Below are 21,786 nucleotides of genomic sequence, written 5' to 3' on the forward strand. Positions count from 1 at the left end.
TCAGAGATTCCTGTAAAGCGTCTGTCCGTGCTCGTCGATGGCCAGGTAGCCCATGTCGGAGGTCTTGAGAAAAGTGTGTCCTTCTTGCTGCTTGAGCATGGCGATGGTCGAGCAGCTGCCCGCCGCCACCGCCATCGGCGCCATCACGCTGACCGAGCGCCAGTACCGCACCGGCATGCCGGTGCGCGGATCGAGGATGTGGCAGTAGCGCACGCCATCGAGGTCGAAATACCGTTCGTAGTCGCCGCTGGTGGTCAGCGCCCCGCAGCTGATCGGAATGCTGGCAACCGTCGCCTGCGGGTTGCGCGGATCCTGGATGCCGATCTGCCATGGCTGACCGTCCGGGCGCGGGCCGATGAAGCGCATGTCGCCGCCCAGGTTCACGTAGCCATGGTGCACGCCGGCCTCGATCAGCACCGCCGCCGCGCGGTCGGCTGCGTACTCCTTGCCGAAGCCGCCGAAATCGAGCTCCATCCCGGCCTGCATCAGCTGCACCTGCTGCCGGTCGCACTGGACGTGACGCCAGCCCACCAGCGCCAGCAAGGGGCCCAGCGTGTCGGCGTCCGGCACGCGCGGCTGGCGGAAGTCCCAGGCCCGGCGCAGCACGCCCGAAGTGATGTCGAACAGGCCACCGCTGGCCGAAAACAGCGCGGCGGCGTAATCGATCAGCGCCATGGTCTCGCTGTCGCACGCCACCGGCGCCTGGCCGGCGGCAGCGTTGATGCGCGAGACGATGCTGTCGGGACGGTAGCGTGAATACTTGGTCTCGATGCGCCGCACTTCGGCGATCGCGCGCGCCGCCAGGGCCTCGGCCGCCGCCGCGTTCGGCGCCGACAGGCGCAGCTCGCAGCTGCTGCCCATGGCGTCGAACCGCTGGCGGTGGATGGCCGTTACCATGTGCGGTTGACCGCCAGTTGAATGGTGCGGGCGCGCAGCGGCTCCAGGCCCGGGCTGCCGGAACCGAAGGCGCGCCAGCTGCCGCGCTGCTGGTAGGCCGAGACCTTGGCGTCGATCGACCATACCTTGTCGATCTGCTTGCTCACCTTGAGGCCCAGCGTGACCGCGCCAAAGCCCGACAGCCGGTAGTCGGCCGACGAGTAGCGGCTCGGGTTGTAGCCGGGCGGGAACGGCGCACCGAGCGCGGCGTCGTACACGGGATCGAAATAGAAGTCGGCCGCGCGCTGGCTGTACAGCCGCACCTCCGGCGTCACGGCCCAGCCATCGGCCAGCGGCTGCACATATTCCTGGCCCAGCGTATGGCCGCGCACGCCGAAGCTGTCGCGGTAGTAGCGGTACGAGGTGCGGCTGGTGCCGCCGGTCGCTTCCACGTAATGGTTCCAGCGCAGCAGCAGCGTGCTCTCGTTGCGGTCGCGCGGACGGTTGTCGAAAGCCTTGTACGGATCGTTGAAATAGCCCTTGCCGATATCGTGCGCCAGCGTGACCTGCGCCACGTCGTTCTTGCCCAGCACCTGCGTCACGCCCAGCAGCAGGTTGGTCGTGTGTTTGCGCTCGTTGGTGACGATCAGGTTGACGGGATTGATCTTGTCGTTGGCGCGGCCGATGCCGGCCGACCAGGTGGTGTTGCGGTCTTCGCTCTCCCAGGTGCCCGACACCGACAGCGCGCGCGACAGATAATCGTGCTCGGTCGAATAGGCGCCGCCCACGGTGACGCTGCCGCGCTCGAAGTAGCGCTTGACGGCCACGTCGCCGGCCTTGCGGTCGTCGCTCATGCGCGAGGCGCCCGACACGGCGCTGTGGTAGCGCGGCGTGGCGCCCGAGACGTCGTCGGTCACGGCCGACCCGCTGATGCTCCACACCCCGGCCACCGGCGCCATCACCGACACCGACGGCGCCTTGACGTGGATGCGGTCCAGGCCCGGCTGGCTGTCCTTGTAATCGAGATAGCCGATGCTGATCACGCCGTTGGTGGGCGGCGCCTCGGCATGCGCCTGCAGGCCCGGCAGCAGCAGCGCGGCAGCCAGGATGGCGGAGGCGGCCAGCGGCGCACTCTCCATATCGCGGGCGTGCCCGGACGGGGTTTCGGTCTTGATGGTTTCCATGTGCGAGTCCCTAGTTGCAGCCGCAGCCGCCGCCACCGACGCCGGCGCCGCCCGACGACGATTCGCGGCTGGTGTAGATATGGTCGTCGTAGCGGTTGAACACACCGCTGTCGTTGAAGGTCATTTCGGGCTTGGCCAGATTGCCCTTTTCCCACGGCTGCACCGGGCCGAAACCGGCGCAGCCGGTCAGGCCGGCCGCCACGGCAAGCGCCAGCAGCCGCTTCATTTGGCCGCTCCCAGCGCTGCCACGATCTGCGCCTCCAGCGCTGCGCGGTCGCTGTCGCGGAAGCCCGAATGCTCGGCGATCACCTTGCCGTCGGCGCCCACCAGCACGCTGCTGGGCATGCCCTTGATGCCGTACTGGCGCGGCGTGGCGCCCTTGGGGTCGAAGGCGATGGTGAACCTGGCCGGCGTCGCGGCCAGGAACTTGCGCGCTTCCTCGCTGGTGGCGTCCACGTTGACGCCGACGACCTGGAAGCCGCGCGCGCCGTACTTGGCCTGCATCTCGTTCATCCACGGGAACGACTGCCGGCACGGACCGCACCACGATGCCCAGAAGTCCACGTACACCACCTTGCCCTGCAGGCTGGCCAGTTTGACTTCGCCGTCGGCCCCCGGCAGCGTGAACTGCGGGGCGGGGGCACCCTTGTCGAGCGCCAGCGCCAGGTGCGGCGCGGCGGCCAGCGTGGCGGCCAGGGCGGCCGCCGATATCATCGATACCATTTTCATTGCTTGCTCCTTGGTGGGGTTGGAGGGCCGCCGCGCGGGCGGGCCCTGTTTCTGATCAGCTAGCTTTACGCTGGCGACGCCAGAAGATCACGCCGCCGGCCAGCAGCACCAGCAAGGCCAGCATCGGATCGTTGACATCCTGCGCGGCCGAGCAGCCGCCGCCGCCGCGGTTTTGCGGTGCCGCGCTGTCTGCCGCAGCAGCGCCGGCCTGGCCGCTCAGGGCGATGGTGGTGCTGCCGCCGGCCACGTTCGCATTGAGCACCACCGAACCGCTGTTGTTGCCCGGGTTGACCGGCGTGTAGCGCACCACCAGGTCGCAGCTGGCGCCCGGGTTGAGCGTGAGCGGGAAGGCGGCGCAGCCGGTGCTGTCGGCCACTTGCGCGAACGGGCCGCTGAAGCTGGCGCCGGACACGGTGAGCGCTGCCGCACCGCTGTTAGTCAGCGTGAAGCGGCGGGTCGGCGTCGCGCCGATAGTGACGGCGCCGAAGTCGAAGCTTTGCGGATTGACGCCCAGCGTAGCGGCGCCGGTGGCAACGGCCACGCCGTTACCGCCCAGGGCCAGCGAGAATTGCGCGCCGCCGTCGGTCACCACCATCAGGGTGGCGCTGCGCGCGCCGGCTGCGGTCGGCCGCAGCGCGGTGGTCAGCGTGCAGCTGGCGCCGGCGCCCACTGCCGTGTTGGCGGCGCAGGTGCCGCCGAGGACGAAGTCGCCGGGATTGCTGCCGCCCAGGGTCAGCGTGGTGATGCGCAGCGCAGCCGTGCCGGTATTGTTGAGCGTGGTCGTGTGGAGGTCGGCCGTGGCGCCCACCTGGGTGTCGGCAAACGCGATCGGACCGGCTTCGGACAGCGCGGCCACGCCCACCGGCTGGGCGGTGCCGCTGCCGGTGATGGCCACTTGCAGCGGCGCGGCGTTGGAACTGACGGCCAGCGTGGCGGCGGCGTCGCCGGCGGCGGTCGGTGCAAAGCGCAGCGGCACCGAGCAGCTGGCGCCCACGGCCAGCGTGTTGCCGCAATCGCCGCTGGCCAGCGTGATGCTGGCGGCGCCGGTGACGGCGATACGCGAGAAGTTCAGCGCCACGTTGCCGGTATTGGCCAGCACCACGGTCTGAACGGCGGCCGGGGCGTTGACGGTCTGGGCGCCGAAGGCGATCGCCGACGGCGAGGCAGTCAATGCCGGGGCGGCAGCGCTGGCGGTGCCGGACAGGCCGATGCCGGTGCTGCCGCTGGTGGCGTTGGACGCGTTCGAGGCCAGCGCCAGGGTGCCGGCAAAAGCGCCTGCGGCGGTCGGGGTGGCGGTGACGGTCACGGTGCAGCTGGCGCCGGCAGCCACCGGCGTGCTGGTGGCGCAGGTGCCGCCCAGCGTGAAGATGCCGGCATTGGCGCCGGTCACCGCGATGCTGCTGAACGTCAGCGCGGCCTGGCCGCTGTTGGTGACGGTGATGGTCGATGGCGCCGAGGCGGCGCCGGTCAGCTGGGCGCCGAAGTTGATGCTGGCGGCCGACAGGCCGAGCGTGGCTTGCGGCGTGCTGTTGCCGGTGCCGGTCAGTGCCACGGTGCTGCTGCCGCCGGTGGCGTTGTGGGTGATGGTGAGCGTGGCGGCGCGGCTGCCGGCGGCGGTGGGCCGGAAGCTGGTCTGCACGGTGCAGCTGGCGCCGGCGGCAATCGCCGCGCCGTTGGCGCAGGTGCCGCCGCCGATGCTGTAGTCGCCGGCAGCGGCGCCGCTCAGGGCGATGGTGCCGATATTGAGCGCGGCGCTGCCGGTGTTGCTGAGCGTGGCCGACAGCGGGCCGCTGGTCTGGCCGATGGCGGTGCCGGTAAAGGTCAGGCTGGCCGGCGTCAGCGACGCCGCCGGCGCCGCCGTCGCATTCGGATTGCCGATGAAGGCGGCCAGGTCGCTCAGCTCGCTGGACGAGAATTTTCCGGCAAACAGGCTGCCCATGCCGCCGCGGTTATTGGCGATCGCATCGGCGATCACCGACGGCTGGTTGGCGCCGCGCTGGATGCCGCTGACGTTGGCCGCCGGCGAAGCGCCGTGGCACGACGCGCAACTGGCGCCGCCGGACACGGGGCCGTTCAGGTACAAATTCTTGCCGTTGACCGCATCGGCGGCGTTGGCCTCGGCCGACGCCATTGCCGCGCCAGCGGCTGCAGCGACCATCAATGCCGCGCCGGCAGCCTGTTGCCAGCGTCCCGCCGCGCGCGCCTGCGCCGCCCGTTCCGTCCACATTGTCCCGCCCATGCCTGTTCTCCTGAAGTGAAATTAAAAACTGCAGACGGAGATCGCAAAGGCATTCATGCCGCTGTGCGCCAGCGCGCACCAGCGCCAGCTGCGGGTGCGTGCGTACAGCATCGCCAGCACCAGTCCCGGCGCCAGCACCGCCAGCGCCGCCTGCCAGCCGCTGCCCAGGTGCAGCAGGCTGAACGCGGCTGCCGACGCCAGGGCCGGCCATACCGCCGCCGACGATCGGCGCATCAACCACTCCTGCAGGCCCGCGCGCACCACGGTTTCTTCCAGCAGCGGCGACAGCAGCAGCAGGCGCACGCCGTCCCACGCCGACGGGGCGTACAGGTGCGCGCCGCAGGCGGCGGTCCAGGTCCAGGGCAGTATCGATGAAGTCAGGGTGCGCCTCGCTGCCAGTTGCGTATCTTGTCGGACCGTTGATTCCGGACCGGGCAGCAAAGGTTCTAGAAAAGCACTATTTTTTTTTAGGCATGCGCCAGGTCAGGCGCGCGAGCCACTTGCGCGCAGCTTTCTTGTTGGCCTTGAAGGTGTAATCGAGGGTGGCGAACTGCTCGTCGAGCGCTTCCTGCATCACGCTGGCCGGATCGGCCGGCGGCAACTTCAGGTAGGCGTCGGCTTCGCCGTAGGCGCGGCGGATTTCCATGCCGGCCTTGCGGGCGATGTGCATCATGGTCTGGTTCGACGACAGGCAATGCATGTACAGGGTATCGACATCGTTGTTGCGGCAATGGATGGCAGCACGGCCGAACAGTTTCGCGCCGATGCCGATGCCGCGCGCGCTGCGGCTGACCGAGACGCCGAATTCCGCCACGCGCGCCTTGTCGGTCACCGCCGCCTTCGACGCATCGCGCGCGGCAAACGCCAGGTGGCCCACGGCCACCAGCCGGAAGACGCGGTTGTACACGCCGAACACGATATCGCGCGAAAAATCGATGGCGCCGACATAGCGCTCGATCTGCTCGTCCGACAGCGCGCTGCCGAAGCGCAGCAGGCGGTCGCCCGCGTCGAGGTCGAGGAAGTGGCGGCGCATGCGGCGCCGGTCGCGCGGGTGCAACTGCTTGACCGGCACGCGCGGACGGACCTTGCCGCCGTTGGCCTTGTTCCAGCGACGCAGCGGGTTCTGGAACAGGTCGATGGGGTCCATGTCACTGCCGCCGCTGCGGGTCAGGCGTCGTGGTCGCCATGGTTGCCATGATCGGCCATGGCAGTGTCATCGGCGCCATCGGCCGCGCCGAGCGCCAGCCTGACCGCCGTCACCCGCGCGCGGTGCACGTATTCAGGGATGCGTTGCGGTTGGTCGCGGCAGGTTTGCGCAATCTCGCCGGCATTCACCGCGCGCGCGGCCGCCATCGCCGTTTCCAGGTACGCCCCCTGCGGGAACGGTGCGTCATGGTAGCTGGCCGAGGGGCCGGTGCGCCCGCGCGAATCGCATTCGGTCGCGCGCAGCATCTGCACGAAGCGCGCCGGCTTGCGGAACGCATCGCAGCGCTCGAGCAGCTTGACGACGGTATTGGGCCGCAGCTGTAGCGCACGCCCCACGTTGCCGTGTTCGCGCGCGGTCATCAGCGCCAGGTCGCGGCAGTCGGTGGGCACGCGCAGGCGCTTGCAGACCTGCTCCACCAGTTTCACGCCCAGTGCCTCGTGGCCGTGGTGCGCCGGCCAGCTGGCCGACGGCGTGACGCCCTTGCCCAGGTCGTGCAGCAGGCAGGCCACGCGGGTGGGCAGCTCCAGCTGCGCCCGGGCGGCGCAGTCGATCACCTGCAGGATGTGGACGCCGGTATCGATCTCCGGGTGCCATTTCTCCGGCTGCGGCACGCCCCACAGCACGTCGAGCTCGGGCAGGATGCGCGCCAGCGCGCCGCAGTCGCGCAGCACTTCCAGCATGCGCGACGGCCGCTGTTCCATCAGGCCGCGCGACAGTTCCTGCCACACGCGTTCGGCCACCAGCGCATCGACTTCGCCGTGCGCCACCATCTGCCGCATCAGGGCATTGGTTTCCGGCGCCACCCGGAAGTCCGGGTAGCGCGCGGCAAAGCGCGCCACGCGCAGGATGCGCACCGGGTCTTCGGCAAACGCCTCCGAGACGTGACGGAAGATTTTGTCGGCGAGATCGCGCTGGCCGCCGAACGGATCGGTCAGCGTGCCATCCTCGGCGCGGGCGATCGCATTGATGGTCAGGTCGCGCCGCACCAGGTCTTGTTCCAGCGTCACCTCGGGCGCGGTATGGAATACGAAGCCCTTGTAGCCGGGGGCGGTCTTGCGCTCGGTACGCGCCAGCGCGTATTCCTCCTGCGTTGCCGGATGCAGGAACACGGGAAAATCCTTGCCCACCGGGCGGTAGCCCAGCGCCACCATCTGGTCCGGCGTGGCGCCGACCACCACGTGGTCGTGGTCCTTGACCGGCAAACCGAGCAGCGCGTCCCGTACGGCGCCGCCGACGACATAGCTCTTCATCGTCAATCCGGCAGGTCGGCGTCGTGCTGGGGCGCCGTTTCGGTTTCGGCCAGCGCCTCGCTCACCCAGCGCGCCACGGCCGGGTGGGCCTGCACGCGCTGGCAGTAGGCGTCCAGCGCCGGCGCCAGCGTCACGCCATAGGTGCGGAAGCGCATCACCACCGGCGCGAAATAGGCGTCGGCAATCGAAAAATCGCCGAACAGGAACTGGTGATGGCCGAAGCGCGCCAGGCACTCTTCCCAGATCTCGCTGATGCGGCCGATGTCGGCCTGGGCGCCGTTGGTGCGGCCCTTGCCCGGCAGGCTGGCGCGGATATTCATGCTCATGGCGCTGCGCAGGTCGGTGAAGCCGCAGTGCATCTCGGCGCAGATCGAGCGCGCCATGGCGCGCGCGGCCACGTCCTGCGGCCACAGGTGCAGTTCGGGGAACTGCTCGGCCAGGTATTCGACGATGGCCAGGCTGTCCCAGATCGTGATCTCGCCGGCCAGCAGCACCGGCACCCGGCCGCACGCCGAGTAGCTGCAGATGCGGTTGGCGGTGTCGGGCTGGTCGAGCAGGATGCGCACTTCCTGGAACGGGATGCCGAAGGCGGTCATGACCACCCAGGGCCGCATCGACCACGACGAATAGTTCTTGTTGCCGATGACCAGGGTCAGGCCGGGCGAGCGGGCGGCAGCGAGGGCGTTGGACAGGCTGGGATCGAGTTGGGTGGTCTGCATGGTAGCTTGATGAATGAAATAAATCGGGTCAGCGGGCGAAGGAGGCTTCCTGCTCTTCCTGCAGCGTGTACCCCTTGGGCGTGATCACGCCGATGCGCGCCTTGAGCGACTGCGGCCGGCCCTCGAACAGCGCCGCGTAGTAGTTGGCGTTGGACATCACGTTCTTGACATAGGTGCGGGTCTCGAAGAACGGGATCGATTCGATGAATACGGCCGCTTCCATCGGCTTGTCGAGCGCGGCGCGCCAGGTGCGCGAGCGTCCCGGGCCGGCATTATAGGCGGCCGTGGCCAGCACCTGCGACCCATCCATATTCCCGAGCACCATGTTCAGGTAGTTCGTGCCCAGCATGATGTTGGTCTTGACGTCGGACAGCATGTCCTGCGCGAAGTCGGTCAGCCCGAGCTTCTTGGCCACCCAGCGGCCGGTGGACGGCATCACCTGCATCAGGCCCGACGCGCCCGCGTGCGACTGCGCATCCATGATGAAGCGCGACTCCTGCCGGATCAGGCCATAGACCCAGGCCTTGTCCAGGCCCAGCATCTTGGTGGCCGGGTGCATCAGGTCGTCGTGCGGCGACGGGAAGCGCTGGGTGTAATCGACCAGCACCCGGGTGCGGTCCGACGTGTTGACCATGCGGTCGAGGATGTGGTTCTGGCGCGCGTATTCGGCGGCGGCCAGGTGTTCGCGTTCGCTCAAGCCGCGCAAGCCCCAGTTCCACTCGCGCGTGCCCTCGAAGCGCAGGCGCATGCCGAAGAATTTCAGCGCGCGCTGGAAGTTGGGGTTGGCGGCGATCGGCGCGATTTCGGCGGCCGTGATCGGCGCGCCCGGCGGCGGGATCGATACCAGGCGGCCGGTTTCCTCGCGCGCCAGCTGGCCATAGAAATTGGGCTGGTCGGCGATGCCGTTGAACAGGCGCAGCGCTTCGCCGCTCGGCGGGCTGGTGTCGCTGCCGTCGGCCATCAGCGCGCGGCCCTTCCAGTAAATCCAGGTCGGGTCGTCGCGCAGGATGGCCGGCATGGCGTCGATATTCTTGTGCACCTGGCGCCAGTCGCCGTTGCGCAGCGCGATGCGGGTGCTCCACTGGGCCTGATCGATCGACAGCGGCGCGCCGTCGGCCCGCTTCCAGTAGGCGGTGGTCTCGTCCGACAGCGAGTACGACGACTGCAGGGCAATCGCGGCCCAGCCCTCGCGCTGCTCCTGCACCGACAGGCTAGCAGCTGCCTTGTTCAGCGCCAGCGTGGCCAGCTTGACGCTGGTCTTGGCCAGGCGGCCGACGGCGACGATGAAGATTTCGTGCTCGGTGCGCCCGCTGCCCGGCCCCTTGGCCACGGCGACGGTCGGCAGATCGACCGCCTGCACGATTTTTTTGTCGGGACCGCCGAGCAACGCGACGATGCGCCGCGCCTGGCCGGTAGAATTGAACTCGCCGGCCAGGCGCAGCTGCGTGTACAGGTCTTCGGCATCGAACTGGCGCGCCTGGTACAGCGTGCCGATCAGGCCTGCGCACGGTTCGCCGTAGCCGTTGGGGGAGATCAGTAGCGCGCGCGCCTCGCTGGCCACGTTCTGGCCCTTGATCGCGCGCGATTGCAGCGCGTAGCATTTGACTTGCGTGTCGTCGTTGAGCACGAACAGCGGCAGCTGTTCGTCGAAGGTGGTCCAGTCGCCCGTGCGGCCCAGCTCCAGCAGCCAGTCGTTGCGCAGCCGGTCGACGATGGCCTGGCCCTGGTAGCGCTGGATGAAGTTGCGGATTTCCATCTGCGAGGCATCGCGCAAGCGGGCTTTGAGCCGATAATAGTCGACGTACGACGGGATCGAATAATCGGTCAGGCGCGCGGCATAGAAATCGACCTTGGCCGTGTCGTCCTTGCGCACGGCGTCGCGCAGCAGCAGGAAGGCATCGTCCTGGCTGCGGGTTTCAGCGCCGATCGCTTCGGTTTGGGCAGAGGCGCTGAGGGCGGCCATGGCGACGACGGCGCCGGCGATCCATTTCGAAACGTAACTCAATGTGCAACTCTCTATAGTCTGAACCTGAATGTAACCAACCATGACCAGCGACCCTAGAATACCACGCAGCGAGAGCGAAGCAATAGCCCCGTCCGCACCGGGCAAGGCAGAATTACGGCAGCAGCTGCTGGCCGCGCGGCGCGCCGTCGATGCGCCCACGCGGGCGCAATGGGACCAGGCCATCGGCCGCCAGGTGGTGGCCTGGTGGCGCGCCGCGCGGCCGGCCACGCTGGGCGTGTACTGGCCGCTGCGCGGCGAACCCGATCTGGCGCCCGCGTATGCGGAACTGGCGGCGTCGGGCGCGCGGCTGCTGCTGCCGGTGGTGGTCGCGCGCGACGCCGCGCTGGCCTTTGCCGACTGGCGCCTCGGCGAGGCGATGGTCAGGGATGGGATGGGAGTGGCGGTGCCGGCCGAGCTGCGGCTGCAGGACTGTCCGGCCGCCGTGCTGGTGCCCTGCCTGGGGTTTACCGGGGAACGGTACCGGCTCGGATATGGCGGCGGGTTTTACGACCGCACACTGGCGAGAACGCCCCGGCCGCTGACGGTGGGGATCGCGTATGCGGCCATGCAGGTGGCGTTTGAGGCCGACGTGCACGACGTGGCGCTCGACCGCATCATTACCGAAGCGACGCCGCCGTCGATTGGATGCCCGCCTGCGCGGGCATGACGGACTTTAGGCAGGCGGCAATATCCACCTGGCCGCTGTCCGACCTCGTTGCGCAGCGGCGGACCGTCGCGCATGCCGGATTCCGGTTTTTTACACGAGCCGCTGCCACAGGGCCGTGGTCGCTGCCGCCTGGTTCATGCTGTAAAAGTGCAGGCCCGGGGCGCCGCCGGCCAGCAGGCGCTGGCCCAGTTGCGCGACCACGTCCAGCCCGAACGCCTTGATCGAGGCGGTATCGTCGCCGAAGCTGGCCAGTTTCAGGCGCACCCAGCGCGGGATCTCGGCGCCGCACATGTCGGAAAAACGCATCAGCTGCGTGTAGTTCAGGATCGGCATGATGCCGGGCACGATCGGCACGTCGATGCCGAGCTTGCGGGCCTGGTCGACGAAATGGAAGTAGGCGTCGGCGTTGTAAAAATACTGGGTGATCGCGGCGTTGGCGCCCGCCTTGATCTTGCGCTCGAAGGCGAGCAGGTCGTCCTGCGGCGAGCGCGCCTGCGGGTGCACTTCCGGATAGGCGGCCACTTCGATGTGGAACCAGTCGCCGGTTTCCTGGCGGATGAATTCGACCAGCTCGCTGGCGTAGCGGAATTCGCCGGCCGCGCCATAGCCGCTGGGCAGATCGCCGCGCAGCGCCACGATGCGGCGGATATTGTGCGACCTGAACTCGGCCAGGATGGCGCGGATCGACTCGCGGCTGCCGCCAACACAGGACAGGTGGGGCGCGGCGTCTTCGCCGGCCGCCAGGATTTCCACCACCGTGTCGAGCGTGCCGCGCTGGGTGCTGCCGCCGGCGCCGAAGGTCACGGAAAAATACCTGGGTTTCAGTTCGGACAGCTTGGCGCGCGTGACACGCAGCTTTTCCGCGCCTTCCGCCGTCTTCGGCGGAAAGAATTCGATACTGAAATTATGATTAGCCATCTGAATGCTTTAAAAGTAAGGTCGTGAGGGCCCAGGAAATAATGCTGTACAACAGTGCGCCGCCGACGGCCGACAGGAAGCTGTCCACGCTAAAGCCGGGCACGAATTGCGCCACCAGCCAGAACGAAAAGCCGTTGATGATGAAGATGAACAGGCCCAGCGACACCACGGTCACGGGCAGCGTCAAAATCAGCAGCACCGGGCGGATCAGCGTATTGACCAGGGCCAGGACGACAGCGGCGACCAGCGCGGCGCCGACGCTGGTGACATTGACGGAATGCATCAGGTAAGGGATTGCCAACAGGGCAACCGCATTGATCAACCAGGTAAGGACCAAACGCATAGTGGATTCTCGCAGCAAAAAAAGGGCCGATGGCCGACGGATCGCGCGCCCCGGAAACCGCCGCGATAGCAGCAGGTTGCCGGGGCGCGGGGGGCGCTGATTAGTAGCGGTAGTGGTCAGGCTTGTACGGACCTTCGATGGTCACGCCGATGTAGGCGGCCTGCTCCGGGGTCAGCTCCGACAGCTGCGCGTTGAGCTTCTTCAGCTGCAGGCGCGCGACCTTTTCATCGAGGTGCTTCGGCAGCACGTACACGCCGACCGGGTAGTTGGCCGTATTGGCGAACAGTTCGATCTGGGCGATGGTCTGGTTGGCGAACGACGAGCTCATCACGTACGACGGGTGGCCGGTACCGCAGCCGAGGTTCACCAGGCGGCCTTCGGCCAGCAGGATGATGCGTTTGCCCGACGGGAAGATCACGTGATCGACCTGCGGCTTGATGTTTTCCCAGGTGTACTTCTTGAGGGCAGCAACATCGATCTCGTTGTCGAAGTGGCCGATGTTGCAGACGATGGCCTGGTCCTTCATCTTGAGCATGTGCTCTTCGGTGAGGATGTGGTAGTTGCCGGTGCACGTAACAAAAATGTCGCCGTGTTCGGCAGCGTAGTCCATGGTCACCACGCGGTAGCCTTCCATCGCAGCCTGCAGCGCGCAGATCGGGTCGATCTCGGTCACCCACACCTGCGCCGACAGCGCGCGCATGGCCTGGGCCGAGCCCTTGCCGACGTCGCCGTAACCGGCGATCACGGCCACTTTACCGGCGATCATGACGTCGGTGGCGCGCTTGATGCCGTCGACCAGCGATTCGCGGCAGCCGTACAGGTTGTCGAACTTGGACTTGGTGACCGAATCGTTGACGTTGATGGCCGGGAAGGCCAGCTTGCCCTCCTTGTGCATCTGGTACAGGCGGTGCACGCCGGTGGTGGTTTCCTCGGTCACGCCCAGGATGTGCGGCAGGCGCTTGGAGTACCAGGCCGGGTCGATCGCCAGCTTGGCCTTGATGGCGTTGAACAGGCAGATCTCTTCTTCCGAGGTCGGGTTGCCGACCACCGAGATGTCCTGCTCGGCGCGGGCGCCCAGATGCAGCAGCAGGGTGGCGTCGCCGCCGTCGTCGAGGATCATGTTCGAGTACACGGCATTGCCGGCCGCGTCCGCCGGCCACTCGAAGATGCGGTGGGTGTAATCCCAGTATTCGTCGAGGGTTTCGCCCTTGATGGCGAACACCGGGGTGCCGGCGGCAGCAATGGCGGCAGCGGCGTGGTCCTGGGTCGAATAGATATTGCACGAGGCCCAGCGCACGCTGGCGCCCAGCGCTTCCAGCGTCTGGATCAGCACGGCGGTCTGGATGGTCATGTGCAGCGAGCCGGTGATGCGCGCGCCTTTCAACGGCTGGCTGGCAGCGAATTCTTCGCGGATGGCCATCAGGCCCGGCATTTCGGTTTCGGCAATCTTGATTTCCTTGTCGCCCCACGGGGACAGGGAAATATCGGCGACCAGGTAGTCTTGCTGCGGTTTGAGTACGGCGTTCATCACGCCCTCCTTTCGTGTTAGAAAAAAGTAACGTGAGCGCGGTTGCAGATTCCGAGCCTGGCGAAAAGGATTCGTCGCAGCGCTCCTCGGAACATGCATTTTAGCACCGCCCGCGCGGAATTTGCCACAAAAAGCAGCGTGCCCGGCGCGCCGGCCGGCCCTGCTAGCCTGCCAGCGCCAGGCGTGCCGGGCCGGTTCCGGCCGCCACCGCAGGCCGGTCGGCGCCCAGCTTGAAGATGCCGATCGCCCGCGACAGGTGGCGCGCCTGTTCGCGCATCGACTCGGCAGCGGCAGCCGCTTCTTCGACCAGCGCGGCATTCTGCTGGGTCACCTGGTCCATCTGGGTCACGGCCTGGTTGACCTGTTCGATGCCGGCGCTCTGCTCGACGCTGGCGGCGGTGATCTCGCTCATCATGTCGGCCACCTGCTGGATGCTGGTCACCACGTCGCGCATGGTCGCGCCGGCCGTACCGACCAGCACGGTGCCAGCGCCCACCTTGTCGACCGAGTCGCCGATCAGCTGCTTGATGTCGCGCGCGGCCGTGGCGCTGCGCTGCGCCAGGTTGCGCACCTCGGACGCCACCACGGCAAAGCCGCGCCCCTGCTCGCCCGCGCGCGCCGCTTCCACGGCCGCGTTCAGCGCCAGGATGTTGGTCTGGAAGGCGATGCTGTCGATGACCCCGGTGATCTCGGCGATCTTGCGCGACGAGGCATTGATCTCGTCCATGGTGCCCACCACGTCCGCCACCACCGTCCCGCCGCGCACGGCCACCTCGGAGGCGCTCAGCGCCAGCCGGTTGGCCTGGCGCGCGTTGTCGGCGTTCTGCCGGACGGTGGACGTCAGTTCTTCCATCGACGCCGCGGTTTCCTCGAGCGCACTGGCCTGCTGCTCGGTGCGCGCCGACAGGTCGATATTGCCGGAGGCGATCTGCTGCGAGGCGGCGGCGATGGTGTCGGTACCGCCGCGCACGTCGCCGACGATGACCGCCAGCTTGCTGCGCATGCTTTGCATGGCCGCCAGCAGGCTGTCGGTGCCGCCTGCAGCCACCTCGACCTCGAAGCCGAGATCGCCGTCGGCAATGCGGCGCACCACGTCCACCGCGTAGGCCGGTTCGCCGCCGAGCTGGTTGCGCAGGTTGCGCGCGACGAACACGGCAAACGCCAGGCCCAGCACCACCATCACCGCCAGCACGGCGATGATCGCCACCCGCGCGCTGGCATAAGTCTGGTCGCCCTGGTGGCTCGCTTCCCTGGACCGGGTCAGGTTGAGATTGGCCAGCGCCAGCAATTCGTTGCTGAGCTTGTCAAACAGGACCTGGGCATTGCGGTTGAGCGCCTGCGCCTGCTCACTGTTGTTGCTGCGCGACAATTCAACGATGCGCGCGTTCTCGACCAGGTACTGGTCCCAGTCGCGCTTGAAACGATCGTACAGCGCGCGCTCGTCGGCGCTGTCGATGAGCTGGACGTACTCGGCGCGATTGGCCTCGAATACGTTCAGCACCGCGGCCATGGCGGTGTCGTAGCGCTTCTTGTCCGCTGCCGCGCCGGAGGCCACGTGTTGCAGTTCAGCCACGCGGAAGTCGGACGTGTTGGTATTCATGTCCATGGTGGCGCGCACCTTGGGCAGATGGCTCACTTCCATGTCGGTGGAGACCTGGTTGACGTTGGCCAGCTCGAAGATGGCAAAGCCGCCCAGTGCGATCGTCATCGCCAGCAGCGACAGGAAGCCGACCATCAGCCGGGTCATCATTTGGAGTCGGTTAAACGCCTGCATACCGTTGCCTTCACAGTGATCACTTCTGGCGCCATGAAGGAAGCTGAAGTTTAGTTGCAAATTAGAATTTTCAATGATTACACGAAAATTTATTAAGATCAACTAACCAACCATTACATCGTGGTAATGCGTGTTGCCGTCGCAACCAGACCACACCCGATAAAAAAAACCGGCGCCCGCCGCGAGGACGGGCGCCGGCTGGCGCGGAAACGATGCAGGCCTGCCTGACAGGCCCGCAATACCGGATTACTTGAGACCGGCGGCGTCGCGCAGGATGGCAGCCTTGTCGGTGTGCTCCCAGCTGAATTCCGGCTCTTCGCGGCCGAAGTGGCCGTAGGCGGCGGTCTTGGCGTAGATCGGGCGCAGCAGGTCGAGCATCTGCACGATGCCTTTCGGGCGCAGGTCGAAATGCTCCATCACCAGCTTGGCGATCTGCTCGTCCGGGATCACGCCCGTACCTTCGGTGTAGACGGTGATATTGATCGGGCGGGCCACGCCGATCGCGTACGACACCTGCACCTGGCACTGGCGCGCCAGGCCGGCCGCGACCACGTTCTTGGCCACGTAACGGGCCGCGTACGCAGCCGAGCGGTCCACCTTGGTCGGATCCTTGCCCGAGAACGCGCCGCCGCCGTGCGGGCTGGCGCCGCCGTAGGTGTCGACGATGATCTTGCGGCCGGTCAGCCCGCAGTCGCCCTGCGGGCCGCCGATGACGAAGCGGCCGGTCGGGTTGACCAGGTACTTGGTCTCGGCCAGCCATTCGCGCGGCAGCACCTGCTTGATGATCTCTTCGATCACCGCTTCCTCGATCTGCTTGTGCTGCATGTCCGGCGCATGCTGGGTGGACAGCACGACCGTGTCCACGGCCACCGGACGGCCATTGACATAGCGCAGCGTGACCTGCGACTTGGCGTCGGGACGCAGCCATGGCAGGCGGCCATCCTTGCGCAGCTGCGACTGGCGCTCGACCAGGCGGTGGGCGTAGTGGATGGCAGCGGGCATCAGTTCCGGGGTTTCGTCGCAGGCGTAGCCGAACATCAGGCCCTGGTCGCCGGCGCCCTGGTCGAGGTCGATCCCTGCGCCTTCATCGACGCCCTGGGCGATGTCGGGCGACTGCTTGTCGTAGGCGACCAGCACGGCGCAACCGCGGTAGTCGATGCCGAAGTCGGTATTGTCGTAACCAATGCGCTTGATGGTTTCGCGGGCAACTTGAATATAATCGACGTTGGCGTGGGTGGTGATTTCACCGGCCAGCACCACCAGACCGGTGTTGCACAGGGTTTCGGCCGCCACGCGCGCTTTCGGGTCCTGGGCCAGGATGGCGTCGAGGATGGCGTCGGAAATCTGGTCCGCAACCTTGTCGGGGTGGCCTTCGGAGACGGATTCGGAAGTAAAGAGGTAGTCATTAGACATCGCAAGCTCCTGATCGTGACTAAAAAATGGTTGTCGCATACCAGCACGGCTTGCGACGCTTTAGCGATATTTGTATCCCGCATCGCAAGTTGTCATTAACTCAGCGGTTCCTTCTAACGTGTTATTTTACGCTTTTTTGAAAAAACTTGCTTCTCGTCCAGTACCAAACCTGCAGCAGGACAAGCAAACCACACAGGCTCCACACTTTCATGCTCGTACCCATTTTCCGTTTTTTATCGTCGTTTCCCTTGCCCGTATTGCATGCCGTCGGCGGCGCGCTCGGCTGGGTGGTTTACCTGATGTCGTCATCGCACCGCCGCCACATGCGCGCCAACATGGCGCAGGCCGGCTACACGCACCACCTGTCCGCCGCCATTGCCGAGGCTGGTAAAAGCATATTGGAACTGCCGTTCATCTGGTGCGCCGATCCGGCGCGCGTGTCGCGTCACGCCACGCTCGAGAACTGGCAGCTGGTCCAGCATGAGCTCGACGCCGGCCGCGGCATCGTCTTCCTCACGCCCCACCTGGGCTGCTTCGAGATCGTGGCGCAGGAAATCGCGCTGCGCACCGAGCTGATGGTGATGTACCGGCCGCCCAGGCAGGCTGCCCTGAAACCGCTGATCGAAGATGCGCGCGCGCGCGACAACCTGCTGCTGGCGCCGGCCAATATGGGCGGCGTGCGCATGCTGGCCAAGTTCCTCAAGAAGGGCCGGCCGATCGGCCTGCTGCCGGACCAGGTGCCGCAGGAAGGCGACGGCGTGTGGGCCACCTTCTTCGGGCGCGACGCCTACACCATGACGCTGCCCGCCAAGCTGGCGCAGCTGGGCGACGCCACCGTGATCGTCACCTATGCCGAGCGTCTGCCTGCCGGCCGTGGCTACGTGATCCATTTCGTGCCGTTTACCGCCTCGCTGGCCGGCGACACTGCCAGCCAGGCGCAGGCGATCAATACCGCGATGGAACAGCTGATCGCCCGTCATCCCGCCCAGTACTACTGGAGCTACAACCGCTACAAGGTGCCGCACGGCGTCGAAGCGCCACAGCATGGAGCAGCAGCATGAAGCCTGGTACCTGGTTCGCCATCGGATTGATGTGGCTGCTGCACTGGCTGCCGCTGCCCATCCTGGGCCGCTTCGGCAAGTTCACCGGCAGCATCCTGTTCATGCTGCTGCGCGCACGGCGCGAGATCACGCTCACCAACTTACGGCTGTGCCTGCCGGAGCTGACCGAGGCCGAACGCGTGACGCTGGCGCGCCAGCACTTCCAGGCCTACGCGCGCAGCGTCTGGGAACGCGGCATCCTGTGGTGGGCATCGGAAGCGCGGCTCAATCGCCTGATCAAGGTGGAACCGGGCCCGGTGCCGGTGGCGGAGATGACGGCGCAGCCGACCATCCTGCTGTGCCCGCACTTCGTGTGCCTGGACGTGGCCGGCGCCTCGATCGCGATGGTGGCCAGCGCCTCGTCGATGTACGTGACGCAAAAGAATGCCGCCTTCGACAAGGTGCTGCGTGCCGGCCGCGCCCGCTTCAAGCCGGTCAAGCTGTTTACGCGCCAGGACGGCATCAAGCCGATCCTGCGCGCGCTGCGCGACAAGCTCCCGTACTTCATGCTGCCGGACATGGACTTCGGCGAAAAGGATGCCGAGTTCGTGCCGTTCTTCGGCATCGAGGCGGCCACCCTGACCGCCACCGCGCGCATCGCCGCCACCACCGGTGCCCAGGTGATGCCGGTGATCGCCACCTTCCTGCCCGACTACCAGGGCTGGCGCGTGAAATTCTATCCGGTGTGGGACAATTACCCGGGCACCGACATGGTGGCCGCCACCCGCCGCATGAACGCGTTCATCGAGGAGCGCGTGCGCGAAGCGCCAGCCGAATATTTCTGGACCCACAAGCGCTTCAAGACCCGCCCCAACGGCGAGCCGTCGCTGTACAACCGTCACAAATAACACCATGAAACTCAAATTCACCAAAATGCACGGCGCCGGCAACGACTTCGTGGTCATCGACGGCATCAACCAGCAGATCGATTTCACCGCAGCGCAGTGGCGCTTGCTCGGCGACCGCCGCTTCGGCGTGGGCGCCGACCAGATCCTGCTGGTGGAAAAGCCGACCGCGCCGGGCTGCGACTTCCGCTACCGCATCTTCAACGCCGATGGCGGCGAGGTCGAGCAATGCGGCAACGGCTCGCGCGCGTTCGTCAAGTTCGTGGCCGAAAAAGGCCTGACCGACCAGCGCAGCATCACGGTCGAGACCCGTGCCGGCGTGATCGCACCGCGCTTGGAAGCCGATGGCAGCATCACGGTGGACATGGGCGCGCCGGTGCTCGACGCCACACGGGTGCCGTTCGACGCCGAGGGCTTGCAGGGCACGCCGCAGGGCCACGACACCTTGTGGCCGCTGGTGCTGGAGCTGGGCGGCGCGCGCGAGACCGTGCTGATCTCGGCGGTGTCGATGGGCAATCCGCACGCGGTGCAGATCGTCGACGATGTCGAGACGGCGCCGGTAGAACTGACCGGTCCGCTCATCGAGCACCATGTGCGCTTTCCGAACCGCGTCAACGCCGGCTTCATGCAGGTGCTCGACCGCCGCCACGTCAAGCTGCGCGTCTTCGAGCGCGGCGTGGGCGAGACCCTGGCCTGCGGCACCGGCGCCTGCGCCGCTGCCGTGGCCGGCATCCGCCGCGGCCTGCTCGACAGCCCGGTGCGCGTCGATGCGCGCGGCGGCCAGTTATCGATCAGCTGGGCAGGCGAAGGCGAGCCCGTGCTGCTGACGGGCCCGGCCGTAACCGTGTTCGAAGGCGAGATCGAGATCTAGCACGATTGCGCCGGTGCTGCCGTGTCAGGGCGCCGTGGGTGCTTCAGCCGAGGGCGCTTTAGCCAGAGGCGTTGTAGCCGGCGGCACTTCAGCCAGGGGCGCTCTAGCCAGGGGCGCTCTAGCCAGGGGCGCTCTAGCCAGGGGCGCTTTAGCCAGGGGCGCTTTAGCCAGGGGCTTCAAGCAACGGTGCTGCAGCCAGGGACGCTTCAACCAGGGGCGCTTCAGCCAAGGGGCTTCAACCAACGGCGCTGCAGCCAGGGCGCTTCAGCCGAGGGCGTCTAAGCCAAGGGCGCTTCAGCCAGGGGGCTTCAACCAACAGCGCTGCAGCCAGGAGCGCTGCAGTCAACGGCACGTCAACCAGGGGCGCTGCAGCCGGCGCCGGCCAGCGCCGGCAGACAATGCTTGAGCCGGTATAGACGCTGGCGGTAATTGCCTTCTGGCGCCGCGCCCGCGCGGTCGAACTGTGCCACGACCTGGTCCAGCAACTGCCGTTGCTGCGCCGTGCGCAGCGCCACCAGGCGCCGCTTGCTGCGGCCGTAGCTGGCGCGGATATCGACCACCAGGCAATGGCCGTGATCGGCCTCCTTCACGTCGAGCAGCAAGGTCTCGGCGCGGGTCAGGTTGAACGCGTGTGCCAGCATCAGGCGCGCCGCCAGCAGCGGCTGGCGCAGGGCCAGCACGGCGATGGCGTCCGGCGCCAAAGCCTGCACCCAGGCTGCGCCGCGCGGCGCCTGCGCAATCCGGTCCAGTTGCTGCTGCGCCTGGGCACTTCCCTGTGCTGCCGCTTTCTGCAGCCAGTACACGGCGCGTACGTCGCCACCTGCAACGTGGCGGCGGTGGCGCCAGGCCTGCAGGCCGCACGCAACTTGCGCAGCGCGGTGACCGAGCTCGGCCGCGCGCTCCAGGTACACCTGTGCCTCGGCCACGCTGCGCTGTGAAAATTCCGGTTTCAGATAAATGCGCGACAGCGCGAACCAGGCCTCGGCATCGCCCTGCCCGCCAGCCATGGTCAGCCAGCGGATCGCGCGCTTGAAGTTGACGGTGGCAATCCCATCGGCCTGCCGCTGGCCGTCGCGCTGCAGGCGCGCGCACCATAAACCGAGCGCCAGCTGTGCGGCACGGTCACCGGCCATGGCAGCCTGCTCGAGGCGCTCCGTACTCTGGCCGCCGCTGGCAGCAGGCAGGGCAGGACCGGACCGTGCCGCGTGGCGGGCGGCAGCAGGGCCGGCAATTACCTGCTCGACGCCATGGGCGGCCAGCGCGGGCGCACCGGCAAGCTGTTCGCGGCTGCCCGCAGCCGGCGTCCGGCCAGCGCGCGCCGCTTCGACGCCGGACAGTGCCGCGTGGAGCACCGACGGTGCGGCAGCGGCGACGGCACGACAGCCAGCGTCCGCTGCAAGCCGCTCCTGCTGCGGCAGCGGTTGCTGCAGGCGCGGCTGCGGGTTGACAGGAGTGGCAGGATCGGCTGGCGCCAGCTGCGCCAGCACCAGTCCAGCCTGCTCGACCCCGGCCGCGTAGGCGCGCTGGTACCACGGCAGCACCTCGTTCAGGCAATGGCGGGCATGTTCGAGCGGGACGTGGCTGCCGATCAGCATCCACGCTTCGGCCTGCTGCTGGCGCGCCGCGCGGTCGAGCCAGTGCAGCGCGGTGGGCATGTTGCGCGGCAGGCCGGTACCGCCGAACAGGTAGAGCTTGCCCAGCGCCAGCTGGCTGGCGGGGTCGCCGGCGCGTGCGCCACGGATGACGCAAAGTTCTGCTCGATTGGCCATCGCTTACATCGTTTAACCAGGGGAGAATTGATCAGGCCCAAGGCCTGGTACGGCGGAGTTGTCGTCCAGTGTAGCGTGCGATCCGCGCCACATACCAGAGAAACCGCGCCACGGCTTGATCTCCCACAAATCGCCCTCCCCGCCCGCGCTTGTAGGCTAGAGCTGTTTTAGTGCCCGATTGAAAGGAGTTCGCGTAACCCCTGGCAAAGAAGGCGTGACCTGGCGGGGTAACTCCCGCGTTTCAAAAAAACCACAAGCAGCTGCCGTTACCAAGCTTTCAACCAAGACAAGCTTCTCCAATCGACCACTCCCGCGCAATTTGCCCGGCGAGCCTTTAAGGTTCCGAACC

At 67.2% G+C, this 21,786-nt stretch carries 20 protein-coding genes and 1 riboswitch; of the genes, 4 read left to right on the forward strand and 16 right to left on the reverse strand.

Annotation, left to right across the window (positions count from 1 at the left end):
* From ASF61_RS18125 to ASF61_RS18170, 10 genes are read right to left on the reverse strand one after another with little or no spacing between them, the layout of a single operon-like run.
* The gene (locus ASF61_RS18125; protein WP_056159056.1) at positions 1–897 is read right to left on the reverse strand and encodes an FAD:protein FMN transferase; all 897 of its coding nucleotides are present in this window, start codon (positions 895–897) and stop codon (positions 1–3) included.
* Positions 891–2,060 (reverse strand): DUF3570 domain-containing protein, encoded by a 1,170-nt coding sequence (locus ASF61_RS18130; RefSeq protein ID WP_082491799.1) that lies wholly within the window; start codon positions 2,058–2,060, stop codon positions 891–893. Before ASF61_RS18130 ends, ASF61_RS18125 begins: the two co-directional genes overlap by 7 nt.
* 10 nt (positions 2,061–2,070) lie before the next feature.
* Positions 2,071–2,286, reverse strand: coding sequence for a DUF4266 domain-containing protein (locus tag ASF61_RS18135; protein ID WP_056159059.1), 216 nt, complete (start codon positions 2,284–2,286; stop codon positions 2,071–2,073).
* Positions 2,283–2,789 carry a TlpA disulfide reductase family protein gene (locus ASF61_RS18140; protein ID WP_056159061.1) on the reverse strand — a complete coding sequence of 169 codons (507 nt, stop codon included), beginning with the start codon at positions 2,787–2,789 and terminating at the stop codon, positions 2,283–2,285. The genes ASF61_RS18135 and ASF61_RS18140 overlap by 4 nt, the downstream gene beginning before the upstream one ends.
* A 55-nt stretch (positions 2,790–2,844) precedes the next feature.
* Positions 2,845–5,028, reverse strand: coding sequence for a choice-of-anchor D domain-containing protein (locus ASF61_RS18145; protein ID WP_229205917.1), 2,184 nt, complete (start codon positions 5,026–5,028; stop codon positions 2,845–2,847).
* 21 nt (positions 5,029–5,049) lie between these two features.
* A complete protein-coding gene (gene mrtJ, locus ASF61_RS18150; protein WP_229205918.1) occupies positions 5,050–5,469 on the reverse strand; it encodes a JDVT-CTERM system glutamic-type intramembrane protease in 420 nt (139 codons plus the stop codon).
* A gap of 16 nt (positions 5,470–5,485) precedes the next feature.
* Positions 5,486–6,175, reverse strand: coding sequence for a GNAT family N-acetyltransferase (locus ASF61_RS18155; RefSeq protein ID WP_056159064.1), 690 nt, complete (start codon positions 6,173–6,175; stop codon positions 5,486–5,488).
* A gap of 20 nt (positions 6,176–6,195) precedes the next feature.
* A complete protein-coding gene (locus ASF61_RS18160; RefSeq protein WP_056159067.1) occupies positions 6,196–7,485 on the reverse strand; it encodes a multifunctional CCA addition/repair protein in 1,290 nt (429 codons plus the stop codon).
* Positions 7,486–7,487: 2 nt separating this feature from the next.
* On the reverse strand, positions 7,488–8,204 hold the full coding sequence (locus ASF61_RS18165) for a glutathione S-transferase family protein (RefSeq protein WP_056159070.1): 717 nt from the start codon (positions 8,202–8,204) through the stop codon (positions 7,488–7,490).
* 28 nt (positions 8,205–8,232) lie between these two features.
* Positions 8,233–10,167, reverse strand: coding sequence for a lytic transglycosylase domain-containing protein (locus ASF61_RS18170; protein WP_229205932.1), 1,935 nt, complete (start codon positions 10,165–10,167; stop codon positions 8,233–8,235).
* Between the two features lie 82 nt (positions 10,168–10,249).
* On the opposite strand from ASF61_RS18170, the gene ASF61_RS18175 reads away from it, so the two are divergent.
* Positions 10,250–10,876, forward strand: a complete 627-nt coding sequence (locus ASF61_RS18175) for a 5-formyltetrahydrofolate cyclo-ligase (RefSeq protein WP_082491800.1) — start codon at positions 10,250–10,252, stop codon at positions 10,874–10,876.
* A gap of 90 nt (positions 10,877–10,966) precedes the next feature.
* Here the strand turns inward: ASF61_RS18175 and metF are convergent, their stop codons facing one another.
* From metF to metK, 5 genes are all read right to left on the reverse strand, one after another.
* A complete protein-coding gene (gene metF, locus ASF61_RS18180) occupies positions 10,967–11,794 on the reverse strand; it encodes a methylenetetrahydrofolate reductase [NAD(P)H] (protein WP_056159075.1) in 828 nt (275 codons plus the stop codon).
* Complete coding sequence (locus tag ASF61_RS18185) at positions 11,787–12,137, reverse strand: phage holin family protein (RefSeq protein WP_056159078.1); 351 nt, start codon at positions 12,135–12,137, stop codon at positions 11,787–11,789. Before ASF61_RS18185 ends, metF begins: the two co-directional genes overlap by 8 nt.
* A 100-nt stretch (positions 12,138–12,237) precedes the next feature.
* Positions 12,238–13,665: an adenosylhomocysteinase gene (ahcY, locus tag ASF61_RS18190; RefSeq protein WP_056159081.1), complete on the reverse strand. Its 1,428-nt coding sequence runs from the start codon at positions 13,663–13,665 to the stop codon at positions 12,238–12,240.
* A 27-nt stretch (positions 13,666–13,692) separates the two neighbouring features.
* A riboswitch (S-adenosyl-L-homocysteine riboswitch) is annotated at positions 13,693–13,759 on the reverse strand.
* A gap of 69 nt (positions 13,760–13,828) precedes the next feature.
* Entirely contained in the window at positions 13,829–15,415 is a 1,587-nt protein-coding gene (locus ASF61_RS24420; RefSeq protein WP_373994561.1) for a methyl-accepting chemotaxis protein, read from the reverse strand.
* Between the two features lie 270 nt (positions 15,416–15,685).
* Positions 15,686–16,852 (reverse strand): methionine adenosyltransferase, encoded by a 1,167-nt coding sequence (metK, locus tag ASF61_RS18200; RefSeq protein ID WP_056159086.1) that lies wholly within the window; start codon positions 16,850–16,852, stop codon positions 15,686–15,688.
* A gap of 146 nt (positions 16,853–16,998) precedes the next feature.
* On the opposite strand from metK, the gene ASF61_RS18205 reads away from it, so the two are divergent.
* Genes ASF61_RS18205 through dapF form a run of 3 tightly spaced genes read left to right on the forward strand, consistent with a single transcriptional unit; the run spans position 16,999 to position 19,668 of the window.
* Positions 16,999–17,913, forward strand: a complete 915-nt coding sequence (locus ASF61_RS18205; protein ID WP_255354581.1) for a lysophospholipid acyltransferase family protein — start codon at positions 16,999–17,001, stop codon at positions 17,911–17,913.
* Complete coding sequence (locus ASF61_RS18210; protein ID WP_056159091.1) at positions 17,910–18,800, forward strand: lipid A biosynthesis acyltransferase; 891 nt, start codon at positions 17,910–17,912, stop codon at positions 18,798–18,800. Before ASF61_RS18205 ends, ASF61_RS18210 begins: the two co-directional genes overlap by 4 nt.
* 4 nt (positions 18,801–18,804) lie before the next feature.
* A complete protein-coding gene (gene dapF, locus ASF61_RS18215; RefSeq protein WP_056159094.1) occupies positions 18,805–19,668 on the forward strand; it encodes a diaminopimelate epimerase in 864 nt (287 codons plus the stop codon).
* Positions 19,669–20,021: 353 nt separating this feature from the next.
* Here dapF and ASF61_RS18220 read toward each other — a convergent pair whose 3' ends face one another.
* Positions 20,022–21,437: an SEL1-like repeat protein gene (locus ASF61_RS18220; RefSeq protein WP_056159097.1), complete on the reverse strand. Its 1,416-nt coding sequence runs from the start codon at positions 21,435–21,437 to the stop codon at positions 20,022–20,024.
* Positions 21,438–21,786 lie beyond the last annotated feature (349 nt).

Origin of the sequence: Duganella sp. Leaf126 (assembly GCF_001423125.1) — a bacterium.
In the GTDB taxonomy this organism is placed as follows: Bacteria; Pseudomonadota; Gammaproteobacteria; order Burkholderiales; family Burkholderiaceae_D; genus Rugamonas.